The organism is Aneurinibacillus migulanus (assembly GCF_001274715.1).
GTDB lineage: Bacteria > Bacillota > Bacilli > Aneurinibacillales > Aneurinibacillaceae > Aneurinibacillus > Aneurinibacillus migulanus.
This window is the reverse complement of sequence record NZ_LGUG01000004.1, coordinates 906,678-927,812: the sequence shown is the minus strand read 5'-3', so window position 1 is coordinate 927,812 and position 21,135 is coordinate 906,678. Positions and strand designations below refer to the sequence as shown.

At 46.8% G+C, this 21,135-nt stretch carries 16 protein-coding genes, 1 other RNA gene and 1 other annotated feature; of the genes, 2 read left to right on the top strand and 15 right to left on the bottom strand.

The annotated features are described in order from the left end of the window. Positions 1 to 2: 2 nt before the first annotated feature. The 6 genes from AF333_RS06240 to AF333_RS06220 form a co-directional block, all read right to left on the bottom strand. Positions 3 to 1,334, bottom strand: a complete 1,332-nt coding sequence (locus AF333_RS06240) for an AAA family ATPase (RefSeq protein WP_043067376.1) — start codon at positions 1,332 to 1,334, stop codon at positions 3 to 5. A gap of 125 nt (positions 1,335 to 1,459) precedes the next feature. Then, positions 1,460 to 2,227, bottom strand: coding sequence for a tRNA threonylcarbamoyladenosine dehydratase (locus AF333_RS06235; RefSeq protein ID WP_043067375.1), 768 nt, complete (start codon positions 2,225 to 2,227; stop codon positions 1,460 to 1,462). Between the two features lie 146 nt (positions 2,228 to 2,373). After that, positions 2,374 to 2,556, bottom strand: a non-coding RNA gene (ssrS, locus tag AF333_RS31525) — 6S RNA. An 89-nt stretch (positions 2,557 to 2,645) separates the two neighbouring features. After that, positions 2,646 to 4,433: an aspartate--tRNA ligase gene (gene aspS, locus AF333_RS06230; protein ID WP_043067374.1), complete on the bottom strand. Its 1,788-nt coding sequence runs from the start codon at positions 4,431 to 4,433 to the stop codon at positions 2,646 to 2,648. A 17-nt stretch (positions 4,434 to 4,450) separates the two neighbouring features. Next, the gene (hisS, locus tag AF333_RS06225) at positions 4,451 to 5,722 is read right to left on the bottom strand and encodes a histidine--tRNA ligase (protein WP_043067373.1); all 1,272 of its coding nucleotides are present in this window, start codon (positions 5,720 to 5,722) and stop codon (positions 4,451 to 4,453) included. 136 nt (positions 5,723 to 5,858) lie between these two features. Further along, positions 5,859 to 6,076, bottom strand: a binding site (T-box leader). A gap of 42 nt (positions 6,077 to 6,118) precedes the next feature. Next, positions 6,119 to 7,630, bottom strand: a complete 1,512-nt coding sequence (locus AF333_RS06220; RefSeq protein ID WP_043067372.1) for a coproporphyrinogen III oxidase — start codon at positions 7,628 to 7,630, stop codon at positions 6,119 to 6,121. A gap of 234 nt (positions 7,631 to 7,864) precedes the next feature. On the opposite strand from AF333_RS06220, the gene AF333_RS06215 reads away from it, so the two are divergent. Continuing rightward, positions 7,865 to 8,416 carry a class I SAM-dependent methyltransferase gene (locus AF333_RS06215; RefSeq protein WP_043067371.1) on the top strand — a complete coding sequence of 184 codons (552 nt, stop codon included), beginning with the start codon at positions 7,865 to 7,867 and terminating at the stop codon, positions 8,414 to 8,416. A 454-nt stretch (positions 8,417 to 8,870) separates the two neighbouring features. On the opposite strand, the gene dtd is transcribed toward AF333_RS06215, so the two are convergent. The 8 genes from dtd to AF333_RS06170 form a co-directional block, all read right to left on the bottom strand. Further along, complete coding sequence (gene dtd / locus AF333_RS06205; protein ID WP_043067369.1) at positions 8,871 to 9,314, bottom strand: D-aminoacyl-tRNA deacylase; 444 nt, start codon at positions 9,312 to 9,314, stop codon at positions 8,871 to 8,873. A 16-nt stretch (positions 9,315 to 9,330) separates the two neighbouring features. Next, positions 9,331 to 11,523 (bottom strand): RelA/SpoT family protein, encoded by a 2,193-nt coding sequence (locus AF333_RS06200; RefSeq protein WP_043067368.1) that lies wholly within the window; start codon positions 11,521 to 11,523, stop codon positions 9,331 to 9,333. 153 nt (positions 11,524 to 11,676) lie between these two features. Beyond that, on the bottom strand, positions 11,677 to 12,192 hold the full coding sequence (locus AF333_RS06195) for an adenine phosphoribosyltransferase (protein WP_043067367.1): 516 nt from the start codon (positions 12,190 to 12,192) through the stop codon (positions 11,677 to 11,679). Next, positions 12,182 to 14,524: a single-stranded-DNA-specific exonuclease RecJ gene (gene recJ, locus AF333_RS06190; protein WP_043067366.1), complete on the bottom strand. Its 2,343-nt coding sequence runs from the start codon at positions 14,522 to 14,524 to the stop codon at positions 12,182 to 12,184. Before recJ ends, AF333_RS06195 begins: the two co-directional genes overlap by 11 nt. A gap of 70 nt (positions 14,525 to 14,594) precedes the next feature. After that, on the bottom strand, positions 14,595 to 15,569 hold the full coding sequence (locus AF333_RS06185; RefSeq protein ID WP_080787871.1) for a cation diffusion facilitator family transporter: 975 nt from the start codon (positions 15,567 to 15,569) through the stop codon (positions 14,595 to 14,597). A gap of 87 nt (positions 15,570 to 15,656) precedes the next feature. Further along, on the bottom strand, positions 15,657 to 16,589 hold the full coding sequence (secF, locus tag AF333_RS34770; protein ID WP_053432664.1) for a protein translocase subunit SecF: 933 nt from the start codon (positions 16,587 to 16,589) through the stop codon (positions 15,657 to 15,659). Further along, on the bottom strand, positions 16,579 to 17,817 hold the full coding sequence (gene secD / locus AF333_RS34765) for a protein translocase subunit SecD (protein ID WP_052812242.1): 1,239 nt from the start codon (positions 17,815 to 17,817) through the stop codon (positions 16,579 to 16,581). The genes secF and secD overlap by 11 nt, the downstream gene beginning before the upstream one ends. Before the next feature lie 423 nt (positions 17,818 to 18,240). Continuing rightward, positions 18,241 to 18,474: a post-transcriptional regulator gene (locus AF333_RS06170; protein ID WP_043067365.1), complete on the bottom strand. Its 234-nt coding sequence runs from the start codon at positions 18,472 to 18,474 to the stop codon at positions 18,241 to 18,243. 96 nt (positions 18,475 to 18,570) lie between these two features. On the opposite strand from AF333_RS06170, the gene spoVB reads away from it, so the two are divergent. After that, positions 18,571 to 20,148, top strand: a complete 1,578-nt coding sequence (spoVB, locus tag AF333_RS06165) for a stage V sporulation protein B (protein ID WP_043067473.1) — start codon at positions 18,571 to 18,573, stop codon at positions 20,146 to 20,148. Between the two features lie 6 nt (positions 20,149 to 20,154). On the opposite strand, the gene corA is transcribed toward spoVB, so the two are convergent. Beyond that, complete coding sequence (gene corA / locus AF333_RS06160; RefSeq protein ID WP_043067364.1) at positions 20,155 to 21,126, bottom strand: magnesium/cobalt transporter CorA; 972 nt, start codon at positions 21,124 to 21,126, stop codon at positions 20,155 to 20,157. Positions 21,127 to 21,135 lie beyond the last annotated feature (9 nt).

The following is a 21,135-nucleotide window of genomic DNA, read 5'->3' as shown; positions in this document are numbered from 1 at the left end:
TTCTATTTTTCTTTTCTTACCTTCTGTAAATACTCCTTCATGTGCCGTTCATAGCCAATTTCTTTCGGCTTGTAGAATGTTTCCTTTACTTCCTGAGGCAAGTACAGTTGCTCTACATATGCATTCGGATAATCGTGTGGATATAGATAGCCTTCTCCATGTCCGAGCTTTTCTGCCCCTTTATAGTGCATATCCCTGAGATGTAGGGGAACAGCACCATGCCCGTGTTGCCGCACATATCGCAGCGCCTGATTAATGCCCATATAGGCGGCATTGCTCTTCGGGGCAGATGCAAGATATGTAGTGGCATGAGCCAACGGGATACGACCTTCCGGCATTCCTACCAATTCCAGTGCCTGAAAGGCGGCCACTGCAACCTGAAGTGCGCGCGGATCACCGTTGCCTATATCTTCTGATGCAGCAATCACGAGCCTTCGTGCGATAAAACGCGGATCTTCTCCCGCATCAATCATACGGGCCAGCCAGTATAGAGCCGCATCTGGATCAGAACCCCGAATCGATTTAATATAGGCGGAAATCGTATCGTAATGATTGTCTCCCGTCTTATCATATCGTACGGCACGCCGCTGAATGGAATCAACTGCCACATCAAGCGTGATACGCACCTCTCCATCCTTGCTTCTTGGCGTAGTGGCGACAGCAAGTTCCAGGGCATTCAACAGACGGCGACTATCGCCTTCTGCATAACGAATTAAATGATTGCGTGCCGCATCCTCCATCGTGACAGGCAGCTCTCCGTACCCACGCTCTTTGTCGCTGAGCGCCCTATCGATAACCCCACTTAATTCTTCCATACTAAGCGCCTGCAATTGAAACAATTGGGAACGAGACAACAGCGCTGCATTCACCTCAAAAAAAGGATTCTCCGTCGTTGCGCCAATAAGCCGTATTGTTCCATCTTCTACATACGGGAGTAACGCATCCTGTTGTGATTTATTGAATCGATGAATTTCATCTACAAACAATGTGGTTCCCTGTCCGTACATCTCACGGTACTGCTTAGCCTCGTCCACGACCCGCCGAATGTCAGCCACACCTGCCGTTACCGCATTAATATCGGTAAAATGAGTCTTCGTTGTACGAGCAATGATACGGGCCAGCGTCGTTTTGCCGGTTCCCGGAGGGCCATGAAAAATCAGCGAGGAAATTTGATCTGCTTCGATCGCTCGGCGCAGCAGTTTTCCTTCGCCAAGAATATGCGTCTGACCGACAAATTCATCCAATGTACGCGGACGCATCCGATCTGCGAGCGGCTGGTGCCTACTTTGGCCGCGCTCCCGTTCTTCTTCATCAACGTAAGAGAACAAATCCATACGCCGTCCTCCTTCTTTCCGTGCATATACCTAAATCTTAGTAATTATAGTAGATAAATAAGCATAAGTAAAGGATGCCACATTGAATCAGCATCCTTTACTTATGCTTTTGGATTACAGATTGATTAGTCGTCGCGTAACACTTCAATTCCCGCTTTTTCCAGCAAATCACGCACAATAACACTTGTCATGATAAGACCGGCAACTGACGGCACAAACGCTACACTAGCTGGAGGACGCGTCGCTTTGCGAATCGGAGAATCGGGATTTTGTACGACGTCCTGCAGCACTTCTTCGCGTGCCAGGATGGGAGCTTCTGTCGAATATACGACCTTAATCCCTTTCTTAATGCCTTTCTTACGTAGCTCGCGACGCAGCACTTTAGCAATCGGATCGTACGACGTATCGAACAGATCGGCTACTTGAAAACGGGTAGGATCAAGCTTATTAGCTGCTCCCATGCTACTGATGAGCGGAATGCCTCGCTCCCGGCATTGCAAAATCAAATGCAATTTGGCGGAAATCGTATCCATCGCATCTGCTACGTAATCAAGCTTATGTTCAAAGAGCTGCTCATACGTTTCCTCGTTATAGAACATTTTAAGCGTAACGACTTCACATTCCGGATTAATCGTCGCAATGCGCTGCTTCATAATTTCAACTTTCTGCTGTCCGACCGTCTCCAGCGTTGCCGGAAGCTGACGATTGCAGTTTGTAATGTCCACATCGTCTTTATCAATGAGAATAAGCTTTCCAACGCCAGTACGGGCAAGCGACTCGACCGTGAACGACCCGACTCCGCCGACACCTAATACGGCCACAGTACTATTCTTAAACAGTTCGATTCCCTCGCGGCCGACCGCAAGTTCTGTGCGTGAGAATTGGTGCAGCATAACCTTCTCCTTTTTATCTGGATTTAAAATAAAAGCGCTTCTTTCAATTATGTACCCTTTTTTGCTAAAAAAGCTTTCTTATCCATTGAAAAAACCCGCAGAAATTCAAATCTGCGGGCCTTGGTATTAATTCCATGATAATAGTAAAGAACCCCGGTAATGCCGTGATGCCAGTGTTTTGAACCTGCTCTCGCAGGTGGGAGTTCTGCCCGGCACTTTGCAGGTCCACTCAAGACAGGGCGGCTTCTGCGCTGTGACGAGACTCCAAATTCCCGTTTTGTTAGTGTTGGTACAAAACAAACGGCATCTCACGTACATCGCAGGGTTCTAAACTTATCGTGTTTTTATATTACACAATCTTGAAAACGATTTCAAGAGGTACATTTGGCCCAATTTTTACTAATAATTACCAAGCAACTTACTTCTCATCCGATTTCTTCGGCATAACGACTCGTATAGATAATTCTTCCAGCTGTTTATCATCAACCAAACTTGGTGCATTTGACATAACATCACGCGCACTCGCTGTTTTCGGGAATGCGATTGTGTCACGCAAACTACTACGACCAGCTAAAATCATAATAATGCGATCAAGACCGAACGCAATGCCGCCATGCGGAGGCGTACCATATTCGAACGCGTCAAGCAGATAACCGAATTTCTCCTGGGCTTCCTCCTGACTAAGACCAAGCGCTTTGAACATTTTTTCCTGTACATCACGCTTGTAAATCCGCATGCTTCCTCCGCCGATTTCGAAGCCATTAAGCACCATATCATATGCCTGAGCACGGATTTGTCCCGGATCTGTGTCAAACAGATGGACATCTTCCGGACGCGGACGGGTGAACGGATGGTGCAGTGCCACATAGCGTTTCGCATCTTCATCCCATTCTACCAGAGGAAAGTCTACAACCCATGCGAATGCAAATTTGCTTTCATCGATAAGGCCGAGCTCTTTACCGAATTTCGAGCGTAATGCGCCTAGGGAGTCCGCTACGACCTTCGGTTTATCCGCCACGAATAGCAACAAATCATTGTTTTCTACCTGCATGCGCTCTTTTATTATGGCGACTTCTTCTTCAGTGAAGAATTTTGCGATTGGTCCTTTTATTTCATCATCTTTAAATGCCATCCATGCAAGTCCTTTTGCACCATAGCGGGCTGCGAACTTCATTAGCTCATCCACATCTTTGCGGGAATAATGTGCACATCCCTTTACGTTGATGCCTTTTACTTGACCGCCTTTTTTCACTACGCTGTTAAATACCTGGAAACCGCAATTCTCAGCGATATCACCGATATCCACAAGCTCCATACCGAAGCGCAAGTCCGGCTTGTCTGAACCATAACGGTTCATCGCTTCCGCATACGTCAGGCGCTGGAACGGCTTCTCAATCGTTACATCCAGTACTTCTTTGCACAATTTCGCCATCATCTCTTCCATCATGGCAAGTAAATCTTCCATGTTAAGGAACGATGTCTCAATATCGACCTGAGTGAATTCCGGTTGACGGTCAGCACGCAGATCTTCATCACGGAAGCAGCGAACGATTTGGAAATAGCGCTCATAACCTGCTACCATTAAGAGTTGCTTGAAGATTTGTGGTGATTGCGGCAGTGCAAAGAACTCTCCTGGATTCACACGGCTTGGAACGAGATAATCACGTGCCCCTTCTGGCGAACTCCTAATTAGCATCGGTGTTTCCACTTCAAGGAAATCGTGTCCGTCCAGATAATCGCGGAACAGCTTCGTTACCTTGTGGCGTAGCGCCATTGTACGGTACATTTCGGGACGACGCAGGTCCAGATAGCGGTATTTCAGACGCACCTGCTCATCTACGTCAATGTCGTCTTCAATGAAGAATGGCGGTGTTTTCGCCTGATTGATAATCTCGATTTCGCTGACCTGTACCTCGATTTCACCTGTTGACATGTTCGGGTTTATTGTTTCCGGGTCACGCTCTACGACTTTCCCTTTCACGCTGATAACATATTCTGTGCGCACTTTATCGCCAATCGTGTGCGCTTCTGCGTTAATTTCCGGGTTGAATACAACCTGTACAAGACCGCTACGGTCACGCAGATCGACGAAAATAACGCCCCCCAGGTCGCGACGCTTTTGCACCCAACCGTTTAATGTAACCTCGCTACCTACGTCAGATTTGCGGAGCGTACCGCAAAATACGCTGCGTTGTTTGAATTCCATCTCTCTTCCTGCCTTCCTTACTTGTCTTTTTGAATTATAGTTTGAATCGCTTCCGCCACCTGGTCAAAAACGATTTCCTGCTGTTCGCCCGTCTCCATGTTTTTTAACACGGCTACTCCTTGGGCTAGCTCATCTTCCCCAATAATAGCTACAGTTTTTGCCTGTAGCCGATCTGCGGCCTTCAGTTGCGCCTTCATTTTCCTATCGAGGAAGTCCTTATCTGCGGTCATTCCTTGGCGACGAAGCTGATCTAACAGCAAGAATGCCTTTTCGTCCGCCGCTTCCCCAAGACCAATGATGAAACAATCCAGTGCACGCTCTACCGGCAATTCTACACCTTGCGTTTTCAACGCAAGCAGAACACGCTCAATGCTCATGGCGAATCCAATGCCCGGCATATCATTGCCGCCTATCTCTTTGACAAGACCGTTATAGCGTCCGCCGCCGCAAATAGTACTTACCGCTCCGATACCGCGCTCCATAATTTCAAAGGCGGTGTGCGTATAATAATCAAGGCCTCGCACAAGATTCGGATTCACTTCATACGCTATGCCTAAATCATCAAGATGCTTCTTCACTTTCGTAAAATATGCACTCGATTCTTCATTCAAATAGTCTAAGATGACCGGCGCACTTTTCATCAGTTCCTTATCCGCATCTTTCTTACAATCAAGAATGCGTAGCGGATTGCGTTCCAGACGTGACTGGCAATCTGAGCAAAATTCGTGAATGTGCGGCTCGAAGTGGCGAATCAAAGCATCGCGATGTGCTTTACGGCTCTCTGCATCCCCCAAGCTATTCAGCTCAACATGAAGATTCTTCAGACCAAGCTCTTCATAGAATCGCATCGCAAGTGCAATCGTCTCCGCATCAATGGACGGATTATTGCTGCCGATCGCTTCTACACCGAACTGGGTGAACTGACGCATTCTCCCTGCCTGCGGGCGTTCATAACGGAACATCGGGCCTATGTAGTACAGCTTTGTCGGCTGCTGAGGCAAACCAAACATTTTATTCTCAACATAAGAACGAACGGTAGAGGCAGTACACTCCGGGCGTAGCGTCAGGCTGCGTCCACCCCGGTCTTCGAACGTATACATCTCCTTCTCCACAATGTCGGTTGTCTCGCCAACACCGCGCTGGAACAGCTCTGTATGCTCGAAAATCGGTGTGCGGATTTCTAAGTAATTATAACGGCGGCAAATATCGCGCGCTTTATCTTCGATATACTGCCATAATTCGACTTCTCCAGGCAGAATATCAGCCGTTCCTCGTGGAACCTGAATCATGTTCGGACCTCCTAATGTTAAAATTTGTTCCGGATATTTAGTCCGCAAAGCGGAAGAAAGTAGATGTTGCTTTCCTACTTTACAGCGACATCTACTTTCTTATCCAATAAAAAAATCTCCCGCCACTGACATAGTCGTCAGGGACGAGAGATTGGTTCACAATTCCCGTGGTACCACCCTATTTGGATATGATTATCCCACTTATTAATCCCGTAACGAGGGTGAACGCCATGTGTTTCCACTGGTCTTCAGGGTTGTCTTTCATCAAGAACTGTCGGGAATGCTTCCAGCCATTGGCATTCCTCTCTGTGCGGCATTGCTTCCTGATTACTTTGTGCCCTTCATCAGATTCATTTTCATTTGTCATAATTGTGTTTTATATTACGCGTTTCGACATTAATTGTCAAGTCTCGTAAAAGAAAAAAGCTTGTTGAGCGCTTCAATTTTTGCCTCGGTGTAGTGCCTGTAATTATCGTTATACGCCTTTGGCTCTTTTGGATTAGCAAAACGGGAGATGCTGCCGGTAACAGGGTCTACCCACTTGCTGGCAGCTCCGCATCCCAGTCCCACAATGGACTGAACCTCTTCCATAATCATGATGTTATACAGGCTTTCCTGACCTGGCTTGGCGTAGCCGACATTCTCCAAATTACCGAGAATATTCTTTTGGCGATAGAGGTAATACGGCACATAGTCGTGAGTTTTTGTCCAATCCTCAGCCATTTTCATCATCTCTCCGATTTCTTCACGGGTCGCCACGCGGTATTTCTCCTTGTTGCGTGTCATCTCCGAAGCTCGCTTAAAAGAGAGTGTATGAACGGTAACGGATTCCGGCCTTAGTTTTTCCGTTTCCTTCAGCGTATATTCGAATTCCGATACGCCTTCGCCGGGCAATCCAATAATTAAATCCATATTAATATTATTCATGCCCGCTTCGCGCGCCAGATGAAATTTATCGATCGTTTCCTGTACCGTATGATGTCGGCCAATCGCTTTTAGTGTCTCATCAATATACGATTGAGGATTAATGCTGATACGGTCAATGTTCCACTTGGTAAGCACCGCTAGTTTCTCCGGTGTAATCGTATCCGGCCGGCCCGCCTCTACCGTAATCTCACGCACTTTATCCATATTCGGAAACGATGCATACATCTCTTCATACAACATATCCATTTCTTCCGCCGTGATACTTGTTGGCGTACCGCCACCAAAATAAATAGTCGTAATGCCGATATGATTCTCCTTCAGCCAACGGCCAATTTCCCTCATTTCATAATGAAGACCGCCTAAAAAAGAATCAACGGAACCTTGTTTTCCACCAATTGCATAGGCAGGGAATGTACAGTATGCGCATTTGGTCGGACAAAAAGGAATGCCGATATAGAGGCTAACCTCATGGCGCAAGTCGTACAAATCCGGCACCATAGCCAATTGGCGATCAGCAATTTGCTGCATCAGTTCAATTTTACTCTCATGAATTAAGAAATCCTCCCTCAGTTCCTGATGCGCTTGTTCTTGTGACACATTTTGTCGAATTTTACGATGCAGAAGCTTTGTAGGACGAATACCGGTAAGAATTCCCCAAGGCTGCTCGATGCCTGTATAACGCTCCAGTACATCCAGTAACGGGTGGCTAATTATTTGTTTGGCCTGCTTTCGCCATTCTTTTGCATCTCCTCTATCTGAAACCACACGCATATAGGCAGATTCATATGCTTGCCCAGTACTTGTATTCGTTAAACAGGCACTTGCACGCAACTCCTTCTCTCCACCCAGACGGAACTCAATGACAATGTCAGCATCCACGTCCATTTCGAATGTAACCTGTATTTCTTCAAAAAAAAGACGAATAATATGTTCTATGGATCGGTGGAATCCTTCCTCCAATCCATTTACCTGTATGATCATGAAATAACCCCTTCGTTTAGCGCTTTCCGTTACGAGTGTAGCCGAGTCCACGGAGAGGGTCAAGAGCGAAAAAACCCCCTGTACGGCCTTTTTTCATCTTATCCACTTTGCTTACTTTTAAATCCGAGTAGTATATAAAAAATTGTCCCGTTTTTCATTTCCACTTCCTTGCAAATTTTGTTACTATTAAAAGAAAAATCATGTGGACGAGACAATTCAGAAGGAGTAGTGTCTATGGAAAAACTGATGTTTTTAACAAAATTCTTGCGATCACCACGAAACATCGGAAGTGTAACTCCAAGCTCCCGCTTTCTCGCCAAAGCCATGGTAAAACCAGTTGACTGGGATTCTGCCAAGCATGTAGCTGAACTCGGCGCCGGAACCGGAGTATTTACCAAACACATCGATCAACTGCGTTCACCTGATTGTAAAGTAGTCGTGTTCGAACAAGACCGCAGCATGCGTAAACGTCTCGAGCACCTCTATCCCGAACTATACTATCATCATGATGCCTGTGACATCACCTCAGCGATGAAACAGTATGGAATCAACCAATTTGACTACATACTTTCCGGCCTCCCGTTTACGAATTTCCCGCAGGAATTGCGTGATGAGATTATGGATGAGGTTGAACGGGCGTTAAAACCTGGAGGAACATTCGTTGCATTCCAATTTTCACTTCAGATGAAAAAGCAACTGGCGGAGCGATTCGGGGACATCAGTCTGGAATTTGTTCCGATGAATGTATTACCAGCATTCGTATATCGTTGTAAGAAAACAAAGTAAACCATCATCCGCAAAATCGCGGTTACATAGTACCTTCCTCCATCCGGCTCTATCAAAGGGAGAGACGGATGGAGGAAGGCTTTTTTTCTGTTTCGTTGTGATTATGTTGGGATTCAAGTAATAAGAGGAGAAATCGAATGGACTTGTTAGGGATGAGCGTGAAATATTTGCTGCAAGGCATTGGGTTTGTCGTATACTTTCCAATACATCTTTTATTGCAGCTTCTAATTTTTCTGTGGACATACGTTGTCGTTGTACCGTTCTCATGGCTTTGGCGGTATATTCTCAGTCCCATTTACCAATTTATCTGGCATTATGCTCTACAGCCCATTTGGCAGTATATAATTTACTATCCAATCCGCCAGATTTGGCGTACAATCTTTCAGTCATCTCTCCGTTGGATTCACAAAGAAATCATACAACCTACCATAAAATGGTTCCGAAGCATTTTTTCCTAAGACTTGCTTTCGATAAGTAATGTTACCGGCCCGTCGTTCACCAGAGCAACCTCCATCATAGCGCCGAATATGCCGGTCTCTACCCTCAATCCTTGCTCACGTAGCTTTTCATTAAAGAAATCGTACAGCGGTTCTGCCTGTTCGGGGCGGGCCGCATCCACAAAACTGGGGCGTCGGCCCTTGCGCGTATCCCCATAAAGCGTAAATTGTGATACGGAGAGAATCGCCCCGTCTACGTCTTTTATCGAACGGTTCATCTTCCCATCTCCGTCTTCGAAAATCCGTAAGTTAGCGATTTTCTCTGCTACATATTCCGCATCGTCTTTCGTATCACTATGGGTAATACCTACTAGCAGAACGAGTCCGCTATCGATTTGCCCAGTGACTTCGCCATGTACCGTAACGGATGCTTGCTTGGAACGCTGAGCGACTACACGCACTATACGACACCCCCTTCTACGTATTCATTACACGACGTACGGAATAAACGTCGCGAATTTTCTTGATTCGCTCCACTACCTTGTGCAGATGATCCAAGTTCTGAATCGCTATGGTCATATTAATTTTTGCCACACGATTCTTATCTGACTTACCAGATACGGCCGTAATGTTTGTTTTCGTATCGGCGACGGTCGCCAATACTTCATTGAGTAAACCGCTTCGATCGTGACCGGTAATCTCAATATCAACATTATATTCATGCTTCAGGTCCGCATCCCATTCGACCGGAATGAGCCGAGCCCTGTCTTCCTCACTACAGGATTGCAGGTTCAGACAGTCTTGCCGGTGAACCGAGACGCCCCGTCCACGCGTAATGAAACCGACTATATCGTCTCCTGGCACCGGATTGCAGCAACGGGAGAAACGGATGAGCAAGTTATCTATGCCTCTTACACTTACTCCGTTGTCTGGACGTCTACGACGCGGAGGTTCATGTTTCATCTCCGTAACGTTGGACATCTGCTCTTCCCGTTCTTTGCGTAGCTTGTCAGTTAAGCGGGTTGCAATCTGCGCCCCGGTAATGCCGCCATACCCAACCGCAGCAAACATATCTTCTTCGCCTTGGAAGTTGAATTTACTGGCTACCTCCTGCAAGTTATCAGGAAGCATCACTTCTTTCGGCTCAAAGTTATTCCTACGCAGTTCGTTTTCTACCGACTCACGGCCCTTGGCTACATTCTCTTCCCTTTTTTCTTTCTTGAACCATTGTTTAATCTTATTTCGTGCATGGGACGACTTGGTAATTTTTAACCAATCACGGCTCGGGCCATAGCTGTGCTTGGACGTCAACACTTCGATAATATCTCCTGTTTTCAACTGATGATCCAGCGGAACGATTTTGCCGTTGACCTTTGCACCGATCGTACGGTTTCCGACTTCGGAGTGGATGCGATACGCAAAATCCAGTGGCACAGATCCTTTAGGCAGTTCAATTACATCTCCCTTCGGAGTGAATACGAAAACAAGATCAGCAAACAAGTCCATTTTCAGAGACTCCATGAACTCTTGTGCATCCTTCGTATCCTGCTGCCATTCAAGAATTTCACGGAACCAGGAGAGCTTCGTTTCGAAGCTGTCTTCCCCTCCGACTTTTGCCCCTTCTTTGTAGGCCCAATGAGCCGCGATCCCATACTCAGCAATTCGATGCATCTCAGCCGTACGAATCTGCACTTCCAACGGTTCCCCATTCGGCCCGATTACCGTTGTATGGAGAGATTGATACATATTGGCTTTCGGCATCGCAATATAATCCTTGAAACGGCCTGGCATCGGTTTCCACAATGTATGAACGATCCCAAGCGCTGCATAGCAATCCCGAATATCATCGACAATAATCCGAACAGCCAGCAAATCATAAATTTCATTAAATTCTTTATTCTGCTTGACCATTTTGCGATAGATACTATAGATGTGCTTCGGCCGACCGGAAATCTCCGCTTTAATGTGGATTTCCTGGAGCTTTTCCTGCATGGTTTCAATGACGCCTTCAATGAATTTCTCACGCTCTGCCCGCTTTTTCTTCATTAAATTAACAATTCGGTAATATTGTTGCGGATTAATGTAGCGAAGCCCGGTATCCTCCATCTCCCATTTAATAGAAGCAATCCCAAGGCGATGTGCCAGCGGGGCGAAAATGTCCAGCGTTTCGTCTGAGATTTGCCGTTGCTTAGCTTCCGAGAGATGCTTCAGCGTACGCATATTGTGAAGCCTGTCGGCGAGTTTGATTAGCATCACACGCAAGTCCTTCGCCATAGCAAGGAACATTTTACGATGATTCTCCGCTTGTTGCTGCTCTTTCGATTTGAATTTAATTCGGCCGAGCTTCGTAACCCCTTCTACCAGATTGGCGACTTCCACTCCGAATGCATCGGCAATCTCTTCCCTGGTTACATCCGTATCCTCAACCACATCATGCATAAATGCCGCCGCAATCGTGACTGCGTCCATCTGTAAATCAATAAGGATGCCTGCTACAGCGATTGGATGAATGATATACGGCTCTCCAGATTTTCGTATCTGTCCATCGTGGGCCTTGCGTGCAAATTTATACGCCCGGAAGAGAAATTCAACGTCTTTCTCCGGCAGATACTTTTTCGCTTTTTCTATGACCTGATCGATTGCAGTCTCAATCGCCGTTTCGATGCTCATGACACTATCTCCTTTGTCACTCCCCTAGAATATTACCTTTTATTATCTGTGAATTGTAAAGGAAAGTAAAGGGGGCCTGTCAGTACGGTTCATATTACAATAAAAAAAATCCTTCCAGGAAAGACAAATAGGAAGGATTTCGAAAATATTTGTTTAATATTGGATGAGCGTGAAAATATCGCTATCTGTACCTAGCTTTTCACGGCCGTTTAGATACGTGAGCTCAATCAGAAAAGCTAAACCGACAATTTCGCCGCCCAGTTTCTGCACAAGGTCAATCGTTGTCTGAATGGTGCCTCCCGTCGCCAACAGATCATCAGCAATCAGTACACGTTGTCCCGGTTTGATGGCATCCTTATGCATTGCGAGCGCATCTTTTCCATATTCGAGGGAATACTCAGCTTGAATGGTTTCGTACGGTAGCTTGCCCTTTTTACGTACCGGCGCAAAGCCCACTCCCATCTGTACAGCAAGTGGACACCCTACCACAAAACCTCGCGCTTCAGGCCCTACAATAATATCCGGCTTCTTCTCCTGTGCAAACTTAACCATTCGATCAATCGCTGCACGGTAGGCCGGCCCGTCGGCCAGCAATGTTGTAATATCTTTAAAACGAACGCCTTCTTGCGGATAATCGAGAATAACTCGAATCTTTTCCTTAAAATCCATGATAAATCTTCTCCTTTGTTCCGGCGTCCTGTAGCGTAAATCGCTTTAAAAACGCACGCAATGATTGATATGAGGAATATAAAAGTTCCGTTTCTAGCTCCAGCGCTTCCTTCTGCTGCTGATAGACAACCGATTCGGTCAAATCCCGTTTCTCGTTCGTCTGTGATAGCTGGTAGCTCTGCTCATCCTTTTTAAGAAAACCAAGGTCATGGAACACTTCCAGTATGAATCGAACAGCCGATGGGGTCAGCTTTTTCGCCTGTGCAAGCAATGGAATATCCTTGCGTGACAGCGATTTATGCAAGTATACGGTTTTGTATACTTCTTTGAATTGCTCACGTAAAGGTAGAGACGGCAGCGTATTCGGCTCCTCACCGAACAGGCAGTACAGCCGCTCCAATTCTGGATGCACATTCAACGCGTCTTCTAGTTCTTTATAAGATCGCGGCAAATCATATAACACAAGCTGGCGTATTTCCGGATTCGGTTCTAGTTGGAGCGTACGCCATTTCTGTGCTTGTTGCTCTAGCTGAAGCTGTCCTTGCGAGCGAAAAGAGACGATGCGTGTCGGTGCCTCACCATCTAAGGCGGCCAGTTTCTCCGTTTTGCTGCGTGTGCCTCGCCAGTCAAACACCTGAAGGCCGAGCACAGTCACGTCTTTTAGCACGAATTGAGCTTTGCGCTGATTATTCCATTCATTTACCGCCAGCTCTCCCACCACATTCGCTTCGTCGCGCGGCGACAATTCTGCCGCGATGTCTGCCATTTTAAATCCGATCCCGTCCAATGTGACACCATCTTGGCGAAACTGGCATTTGATATGGTTTTCATCTTTGCCTATAATACGCAAATCGGCAATTTCCACACCCTCAATCAGGATTTTCGGGCTGGGATTGCCAAGGCCGAACGGAGCCATCTTCTCCAACTGCTCAATGGTCTCCAGATTGGCTTCTGGTAGCGTGCAGATAGCGTCTACTTTCGTAATTGGAATATAATCGTCAGCTGTTAGCCATGCCCTCGCCAGTTCGTTTAAACGACGGCGCAGTTCAGACACGTTTGCTTCTGCAAGGGTCATTCCCGCCGCCATCGGATGTCCGCCGTAATGAGGCAGAATGTCAGCGCAAGTTGTCAGGGCTTCATACATGTTGAAGCCTGCAATGCTGCGTGCCGATCCTTTTGCTTTCGCTTGTTCTGTATTAATGCTCAACACAATTGTAGGGCGATAGAACCTCTCCACCAGACGAGATGCGACGATCCCAATGACCCCTTCGTTCCAGCCTTCCTTGGCTACCACCAGTACATCTCTTTCCTCTTCCGACATAGCAAGTACCAATTCCTCAGCTTCAGCTGCAATCGCTTCCACCAGCTCCTGGCGCTCCTTGTTCAGCTCGTCCAATTCACATGCATATCGCTCCGCATCTTCATAATCGCTTGTGATGAACATCTTAACAGCGCGATCTGCTGTCTCTAGCCGTCCTGTAGCGTTGATGCGCGGCCCCATGCCGAATCCGATATGATAAGCGGAGACCTTTCCTTCAATACCGCACACTTTCTTCAAGGCTTTGACGCCCGGATTGACCGAATGCTCTAGCGCTTTGAGTCCCAGCTTGGCAATGAGGCGATTCTCATCCACCAAGGCTACGAGGTCAGCAATCGTTCCAATTGCTGCAATTTCAAGCAGGTGATGTGGAAGCTCTCCAAGCAGGGCATGGGCAAATTTGAATGCTACTCCGGCTCCAGCCAGCATCTTAAACGGATATGGACAATCAGGCTTCTTTGGATTCACCACAGCGTATGCATCCGGTATGGTTTCTGGTGGCTCATGATGATCCGTAATAATTAAATCAAGTCCCATTTCTTTCGCAAGTTCTGCTTCTTTTATAGCACTGATGCCGGTATCTACCGTAATCACGACTGAAAAGCCGTTTTCTGCCGCTTTCACTAATGCGCCTTCATTCAAACCATAGCCTTCCGTAAAGCGATTGGGGATATAATATTGGAATGTTGCACCCGCCATGCGCATCGTATGAATCATAATGCTTGTACTCGTTACACCGTCCGCATCGTAGTCCCCGTAGATGAGAATGGATTCGTCATTGTCAATGGCCTGCCTGATGCGATTGACCGCGGCCTCCATACCGTCAAGCAAGAACGGATCATAAAAATCCTGTACGCTGCCTCCGAGGAATTTTTCTGCCGCATCCACAGTCTCAATGCCGCGTCCGACAAGCAATTGGGCCAGCAATAGCGAAATATGTAATTGCTGCTGCAGCCGCAGAGCAAGTTCCTGATTAACCTCTTCCATTTTCCAGCGGGTCTTCGATTTTACCAAAGTTTTCTCCCACCTCTCCTTAAACACTTGTTCATTATACTAGAGAGGGGAAAAATGGGGCAACTATTGTTTAATGCAAAATTGGACCATCCTTCTCTATTACATCCGCTGTGTCTATCTTATGAAGCGGTGGATACGAAATGTCGTCTTCTCCCACCTGATCATATGGATTAATATGGACAAACACGTTCTGCACATTTGAAAAATTCTCCATCAATACTTTTTTCACCTGCTTGCCAATGCGGTGTCCTTCTTCTACTGTAATCTGCGCATCCACGCTAATTTTTACATCTACGATTACGTAATGACCATGTTCACGAGCCAGCAGTTCATTGATTTGCAGCACGCCTGGCACCATTTGTGCCGTTTCTCTTAACCCTTTGCTTTTCTCTTCATCCCACACAACATCAAGCGTGCTATGGATCGATTCACGCAGCATTCGGTATGCCATCCGGATAACCAGACCGGAAACGAATACACCTGCTACCGGATCAAGATACACAAGAATCGGAACTCCAAGCCGCTGTCCAACAATAGCGCCACCAATACCAACAAACGCGGCAAACGAGGAGTACACATCAGAACGATGCTCCCATGCATTGGCGATAATTGCTTGACTGTTCAGTTCTTTACCGACGCGGTATTTATAGCGAAACATCCACTCTTTTATTCCCATAGAGATGATAGCGGCATAGACGGCCAGCATACCTGGAGCAGTAATAGGAGCGAAAAATGCCTGGATGGTTGTATAGCCCATCTCCAGACCTACCGCAAATAGAATAATCGATACGACAATCGCGGAAATCGGTTCTGCCTTGCCATGTCCATATGGATGCTCGGGATCAGGAGGAATCTGGGAGGCCTTCAACCCAAGCAGTACTGCCAATGACCCAATAATGTCAGACGCAGAATGAACCGCGTCTGCAAGCAGTGCTTTACTGTTGGCAATAACCCCTATACCCGCTTTGGCAACGGCCAGGATTAGATTGCCGATAATCCCCACCCAGGCAGCAAACTTTGCTTTAGAAAATCGCTCTTCCTGCATTTGCATATACCGCCACTCCTTTGTTGCGTGAAAAAAACCGCGGGCACCCCCCGCGGTTTTATCCTGTTTCCTTATAGTATGGCTTTCTTATGCTTCATTATTAGCAAGCTTGTTCTTTTTCTTGCTCTTTTTCAAATCGGCTTCTCTCCAGGATACCCAAATTTGGCTGGCGATGAAGATCGAGGAGTATGCTCCGAAAATCAGGCCGATAATGAGTGCCAATGTAAAGTGGCGAATACTTTCTCCACCGAAAATGTAGAGCGCAGCCGCACAAATAACGACCGTCAATACCGTGTTGATGGAACGGGCCAGTGTCTGATCGATACTGTGATTCACGACATCTTCTACATCCTGGACCGTCTTCAGCTTAGCGTGCTTCAGATTGTCGCGAATCCGGTCAAAAATAATGATGTTATCGTGAATGGAATAGCCGACAATCGTCAGAATGGCTGCAATGAAGGTGAGCTCCACTTCAATCTGGAAAATACTGAACAGCGTAATCACCAGAAATACGTTATGCAAAAGCGCAAGCACGGACGACACGGCAAACCGGAATTCAAAGCGTATCGTAATGTATAGTACGATACCAACAGAAGCAAGCAATACCGAATAAAGTGCCGAACGAGCCAGCTCCTGGCTGATAATCGGATTGACCGTACTCTCTTGCAAGGATACGCCTTTGCCGTATTTATTCTCCATTGCTTTCGTTAGCTTGGCGAATTCATCTTTATGAATCGGCTCGGCAAACTGGATGACCGCCATGTCCTTCTTGTCGCCCGCGGTCGTGATGCTTCCCGAGTGCAAGCCGATTTGTTCCACAGCCTGCTTCACGTCCGCTTCTTTGAACGTTTGGCCGATTTGCACCTGCACCCTTGTCCCACTCTTAAAGTCGACGCCAAGATTTAGCCCCATCGTCATCAGGGACACGATCCCTGCGATAATCAGCAGCGCTGATACGATGAAATATTTTTTTCTATGCTTTACAAAGTCGAATCTATACCCATCAAACTTATAATTCACGGATATCACGCTCCTTTACCCCATAATAGCCGGGCTTGTTGAACAGATTGGAGCGTACGGCCAGATTCATTAAGAAACGAGAGCCCGCCACCGCTGTAACCATGCTCACAATAATGCTCAGGATAAGAATGACCGCAAACCCGCGTATCGCACTCGAACCGAAATAGAACAGCACAAGGGAAGCGATGATGCTCGTTACGTTCGCATCCAGAATCGTGCTTAAAGAACGCTTGGAACCGGCCCGCAATGCGGAAAGGTACGATTTACCGCTTCGCAGCTCTTCTTTAATCCGTTCATACATAATAATGTTGGCATCAACTGCCATCCCGATCCCAAGTATAAAGGCGGCAATGCCCGGTAACGTAAGGGTAGCGCCCATGAGATTCTGCATGAGAAGCAGCAGATAAATATAGGCTACCAATGTGATGCAGGCAATGACGCCCGGCATACGGTAATACACAATCATAAACAACAGAACGATAATCGTACCGATAATGCCAGCCTCTACCCCATTTTGCAGGGCTTCTTGTCCGAGTTTTGCCCCAACGCTTGTCGAGAATACTTCTTTCATCTTAACCGGAAGCGCACCGGCATTCAGTATCGCCGCTAAATCCTTCGCTTCCTGAATGTCTTTCTGCCCGTCAATCTGCGCCGTTCCATTTGGAATTACACTCTTAATAACAGGCGCCGTAACTAGCTGATCGTCAAGAAAAATCGCCATCGGCTGACCGATATACTTCTGTGTTACATCGGCGAATTTCTTCGCGTCTTTAAATTGCAAGGTAACAACCGGCTGTTGTGTCTGTGAATCGAGAACGCCCTGCGCACCGTTCTCTGCCAGATCGCTTCCTTGCATTAAAATTTTCCCATCTTGGTCACGGAAAGTCAGATTCGCCGGTTTCCCAATCAAATCCCGCGCACGCTCCTGATCAGTGACACCGGCCAGGCGCACGCGGATGCGGTTCGTTCCTTCTGCCTGAATTTCCGGCTCTGCTATACCGAGCTTGTTCACCCGGTTATCGAGCGCTTTGGTTGCATCCTTCAATGTTTGTGTCGTTAGTTTCTGTTTTTCATTCAGAGGTGCTACCTCATACAATATTTCAAATCCCCCGCGCAAATCGAGCCCAAGGGTCGTGCCCATCGCTACTTTCTTCCCGGTTAAAGCAACCGTGCCGAACACAACAGCTGTAATCAAGAGAAGAGTAACCAGGCGGCTCCATTTAATCATCTCCCGCAGTTCCTCCTTTTTCAACCAATACTTTTTATTATAGCTACTCCTATTTTTCACTGTCAATTTACCGCTCAAGGGAAATTCAGACAGCGCACAGGGACGGTGCCTCTCTCCTCTTCTCAAAACATTCTAGAAAAAAGGAAAGCGAGCGCACGCTTCCGTATCGTGCAACCCGCTTTCTTTTACGCGTAATGCAAGCTTTTGTTTCACAAAATCGAACAAAACAAAAAAAATTCATCAATTCTTCCTATTTTTATCCCGCCTTAACGAGCAGTAATCTCCCCACCTCAAGACTTGAAGAAATCGAGGAAGTGTAGGGGGGAGATAAACTGCCCCTAAAGGTCCGATATGTTCAACTAACACTCAGTGGGGGACGTACGAAAACCCTCACTGAGTGAAGTTTCACTTTATCCCTATGTCTTAAATCGGCTCTCCCCTGAAAGCACGCATTGTCACCCAGTTCATCCAGCGTCCCGGCTTCAACGACAAAATATCATTAACAACCTTGTAAAGCGGGGGCATTTCCTTATACTTCTCTGAGATACATTCCCAGATTTCTTCTACAGTAACATCGTCGTAGCCGAGCATCACGAATTCTTGCGCCTTTATCTCGCATACATACGCCAGTTGCTCATCTATCGGGTATTTCCGCATTCTCGTGAAGCCTCCAGTCTCATCAATTTCAGGCATGTTTACTTGGGGTACATGCATATGCTGTCAACAAATGCATGGGAAAAGAGAGGACATATCATGACGAAACAAACATTTATGAAAGGAACGCTCATTCTCATTCTTGCCGGACTCATCGTGAAAATTCTCGGCTTCATTAATCGGGTTATGTTAGCCCGGATTATCGGCGCCGAAGGTCTGGGCCTCTATCAAATGGCGGTTCCAACATTCATCCTGATTATCTCACTGGCTACATTCGGTCTCAACGTCTCAGTGTCCAAGCTGGTAGCTGAAGCGGATGCAAGAGGGGACCATGAACAGGTGCGCTCCATTCTGCGTATCTCCCTTCTCATCGTCTCTGCGCTGAGTATTCTTTTCACAACAGTAATGCTTCTTAGCGCCCCTGTCATCTCCCGCTACTTCCTAACCGATGAGCGGGCATTCTATCCACTGCTGGCTATCGCACCCATTGTGCCAATTATCGCCGTGTCTTCTGTGCTGCGTGGATACTTCCAGGGCAAACAGAATATGACGCCAACCGCAAGCTCGCAATTGGTGGAACAAGTCATCCGCATGTTTACCGTCATCATTCTCGCATCCTGGCTAATGCCACACGGCGTAGAATATGCAGCAGCTGGCGCTATGGCTGGTGTCGTAATCGGTGAAGCATTTGGTATGATAAGCCTTCTCTTTCAATTTCGCAGTCAAAAATTACCAAATCCATTCAAGCAACGTAGCATCTCTGGGCTTCTCAAACAAAATCGTGAGACATTTCGTAATTTGTTGGACATCTCGATTCCGGTTACAACCAGTCGTATCGTTTCTTCGTTAACATTTTTTGTTGAACCGATTATCGTCGCGCAAAGCCTGCTCCTCGCAGGCATGTCCGCAGGCGCTGCGACCAGCTTTTACGGCCAACTGGCTGGAATGGCAATGCCGCTTTTAATTTTTCCAACTTTTATTACGTATTCGCTCTCAGTCTCACTCGTTCCTGCCGTAGCGGAAGCCGCTGCACAAAAAAACGACAAGCTCATCTATCGCCGTATCTATCAATCCATCCGGCTCGCACTTATTATCGGGGCCCCTTGCGCCGTATTGCTATATATTTTTGCCGAACCGCTGTCCACTCTCCTGTATAACGACGAAGCTGTGGGGCATTTCTTGAAGCTTATGGCTCCCTATTCCCTTTTCTTATATTTCCAGGCTCCTTTGCAGGCCGCACTTCAGGGGCTCGATCGCGCAGGCGTGGCTATGCGCAATACGATTATTGGAGCACTGCTGAAAACAGCCGCTATTTTTCTACTCGCGTCCCGTCCCGAGCTTGGCGTCGACGGCGTCGTGCTATCAGTAAACATTAGTATTCTATCCGTAACGCTATTGCACTTCTTCAGCGTAAGCAAAGTTACCGGATTTACCATTGAAATAAAAGAAATGGTAAAAGTTCTCATTAGCGTAGCATTGTCCGGCTATACGGCTCTGCATATGACACGCTACTGGTCGCATCTGATGGAGCTTCCGCAGGCGATGCTGCTCGGCATCTGTCTGGCGCTATTCATCTACTCGCTCCTTCTTATCTGGCTGCGCGTGTTAGGAAAGCAGGATGTGCAGCGTATCCCATGGATCGGACCGACGCTCGCTCATTTCCTCCCCAGAAGATAAACTGAGCTATAGCCAGCGTTTGCGTTTAAAGTAAATAAACATAAATAACACAACAAGAAGGAGGATGCCCATGATAATCCACAAGCTGTATACTTTTTCTTCGCCCGGCAATGGTACATTCATCCCCATCAAGCCTGTAATGAACGTGAGCGGCATCATAATAGTGGAGATCATGGTCAGAATCCGCATCGTTTCGGTCGTTTTGGCACTTACGATGGAATAATACGTATCCAATGCTCCGTTTACAAGATCACGGAACGTCTCGGTCGAATCAGCGATACGTTCCTGATGGTCAACTAAATCGACATAGAATGGGAGATTCTCTTCATTAATCTCAAATAACATCATACCGTTAACCGGCGCAAAAATTCGTTTCTGCGGCAGAATGACACGGCGAAGTAAAATAATCGTCCGCTTCAAAGCGAGAAACTCCTCAGTAATCTCTTTCATCTGATGCTCATAAATCTCGTCTTCTAGTTCATCAATCCGCACGCTAATTCGATCGATGATCGGAAAATATTCATCTGTAATGCCGTCTACGATAGAATACAGCAAAAAATCTGGACCTCGATTCATGTATTTTTTGCTATGTAGACTAGTGGCGGCAATTCTGCCTATGGAGGGCAACGGGCGTTTATGAATGGTCACGATGTAATTCGGACCAAGAAATACATTCAGTTCAAGCGTAGTAATCTCGTTGTCACTCTCTTCATTGTAGCGGAGCGCATGAATAACGAAAAAATAATAGTCTTCATAATTATCCACTTTTGCACGCGGGCTAACATGCAGACAGTCCTCGATTGCCAACGGGTGAAATTGAAAGATGTCGGCCACGTACTGCAGTTCGTCATTCCCCACATCGTATAGATCAATCCAAAGCAAATCTTCCGGCGAAAGGAGGAATTTATCCACCTGCTCTAAATCGACATCATGCTGCATTGTCTGCCGCGAATGGTTGTAAAAATACGTTTTAATCATAGACTCTCA

Coding starts and splice junctions, on each gene's coding strand:
- AF333_RS06240 (WP_043067376.1), bottom strand. CDS start 1,334: ATGGATTTGTTCTCTTACGTTGATGAAGAAGAACGGGAGCGCGGCCAA.
- AF333_RS06235 (WP_043067375.1), bottom strand. CDS start 2,227: ATGCTGCACCAATTCTCACGCACAGAACTTGCGGTCGGCCGCGAGGGA.
- aspS (WP_043067374.1), bottom strand. CDS start 4,433: ATGGAATTCAAACAACGCAGCGTATTTTGCGGTACGCTCCGCAAATCT.
- hisS (WP_043067373.1), bottom strand. CDS start 5,722: ATGATTCAGGTTCCACGAGGAACGGCTGATATTCTGCCTGGAGAAGTC.
- AF333_RS06220 (WP_043067372.1), bottom strand. CDS start 7,630: ATGATCATACAGGTAAATGGATTGGAGGAAGGATTCCACCGATCCATA.
- AF333_RS06215 (WP_043067371.1), top strand. CDS start 7,865: ATGGAAAAACTGATGTTTTTAACAAAATTCTTGCGATCACCACGAAAC.
- AF333_RS06200 (WP_043067368.1), bottom strand. CDS start 11,523: ATGAGCATCGAAACGGCGATTGAGACTGCAATCGATCAGGTCATAGAA.
- AF333_RS06195 (WP_043067367.1), bottom strand. CDS start 12,192: ATGGATTTTAAGGAAAAGATTCGAGTTATTCTCGATTATCCGCAAGAA.
- AF333_RS06185 (WP_080787871.1), bottom strand. CDS start 15,569: ATGCAGGAAGAGCGATTTTCTAAAGCAAAGTTTGCTGCCTGGGTGGGG.
- secD (WP_052812242.1), bottom strand. CDS start 17,817: ATGATTAAATGGAGCCGCCTGGTTACTCTTCTCTTGATTACAGCTGTT.
- AF333_RS06170 (WP_043067365.1), bottom strand. CDS start 18,474: ATGCGGAAATACCCGATAGATGAGCAACTGGCGTATGTATGCGAGATA.
- spoVB (WP_043067473.1), top strand. CDS start 18,571: ATGACGAAACAAACATTTATGAAAGGAACGCTCATTCTCATTCTTGCC.
- corA (WP_043067364.1), bottom strand. CDS start 21,126: ATGATTAAAACGTATTTTTACAACCATTCGCGGCAGACAATGCAGCAT.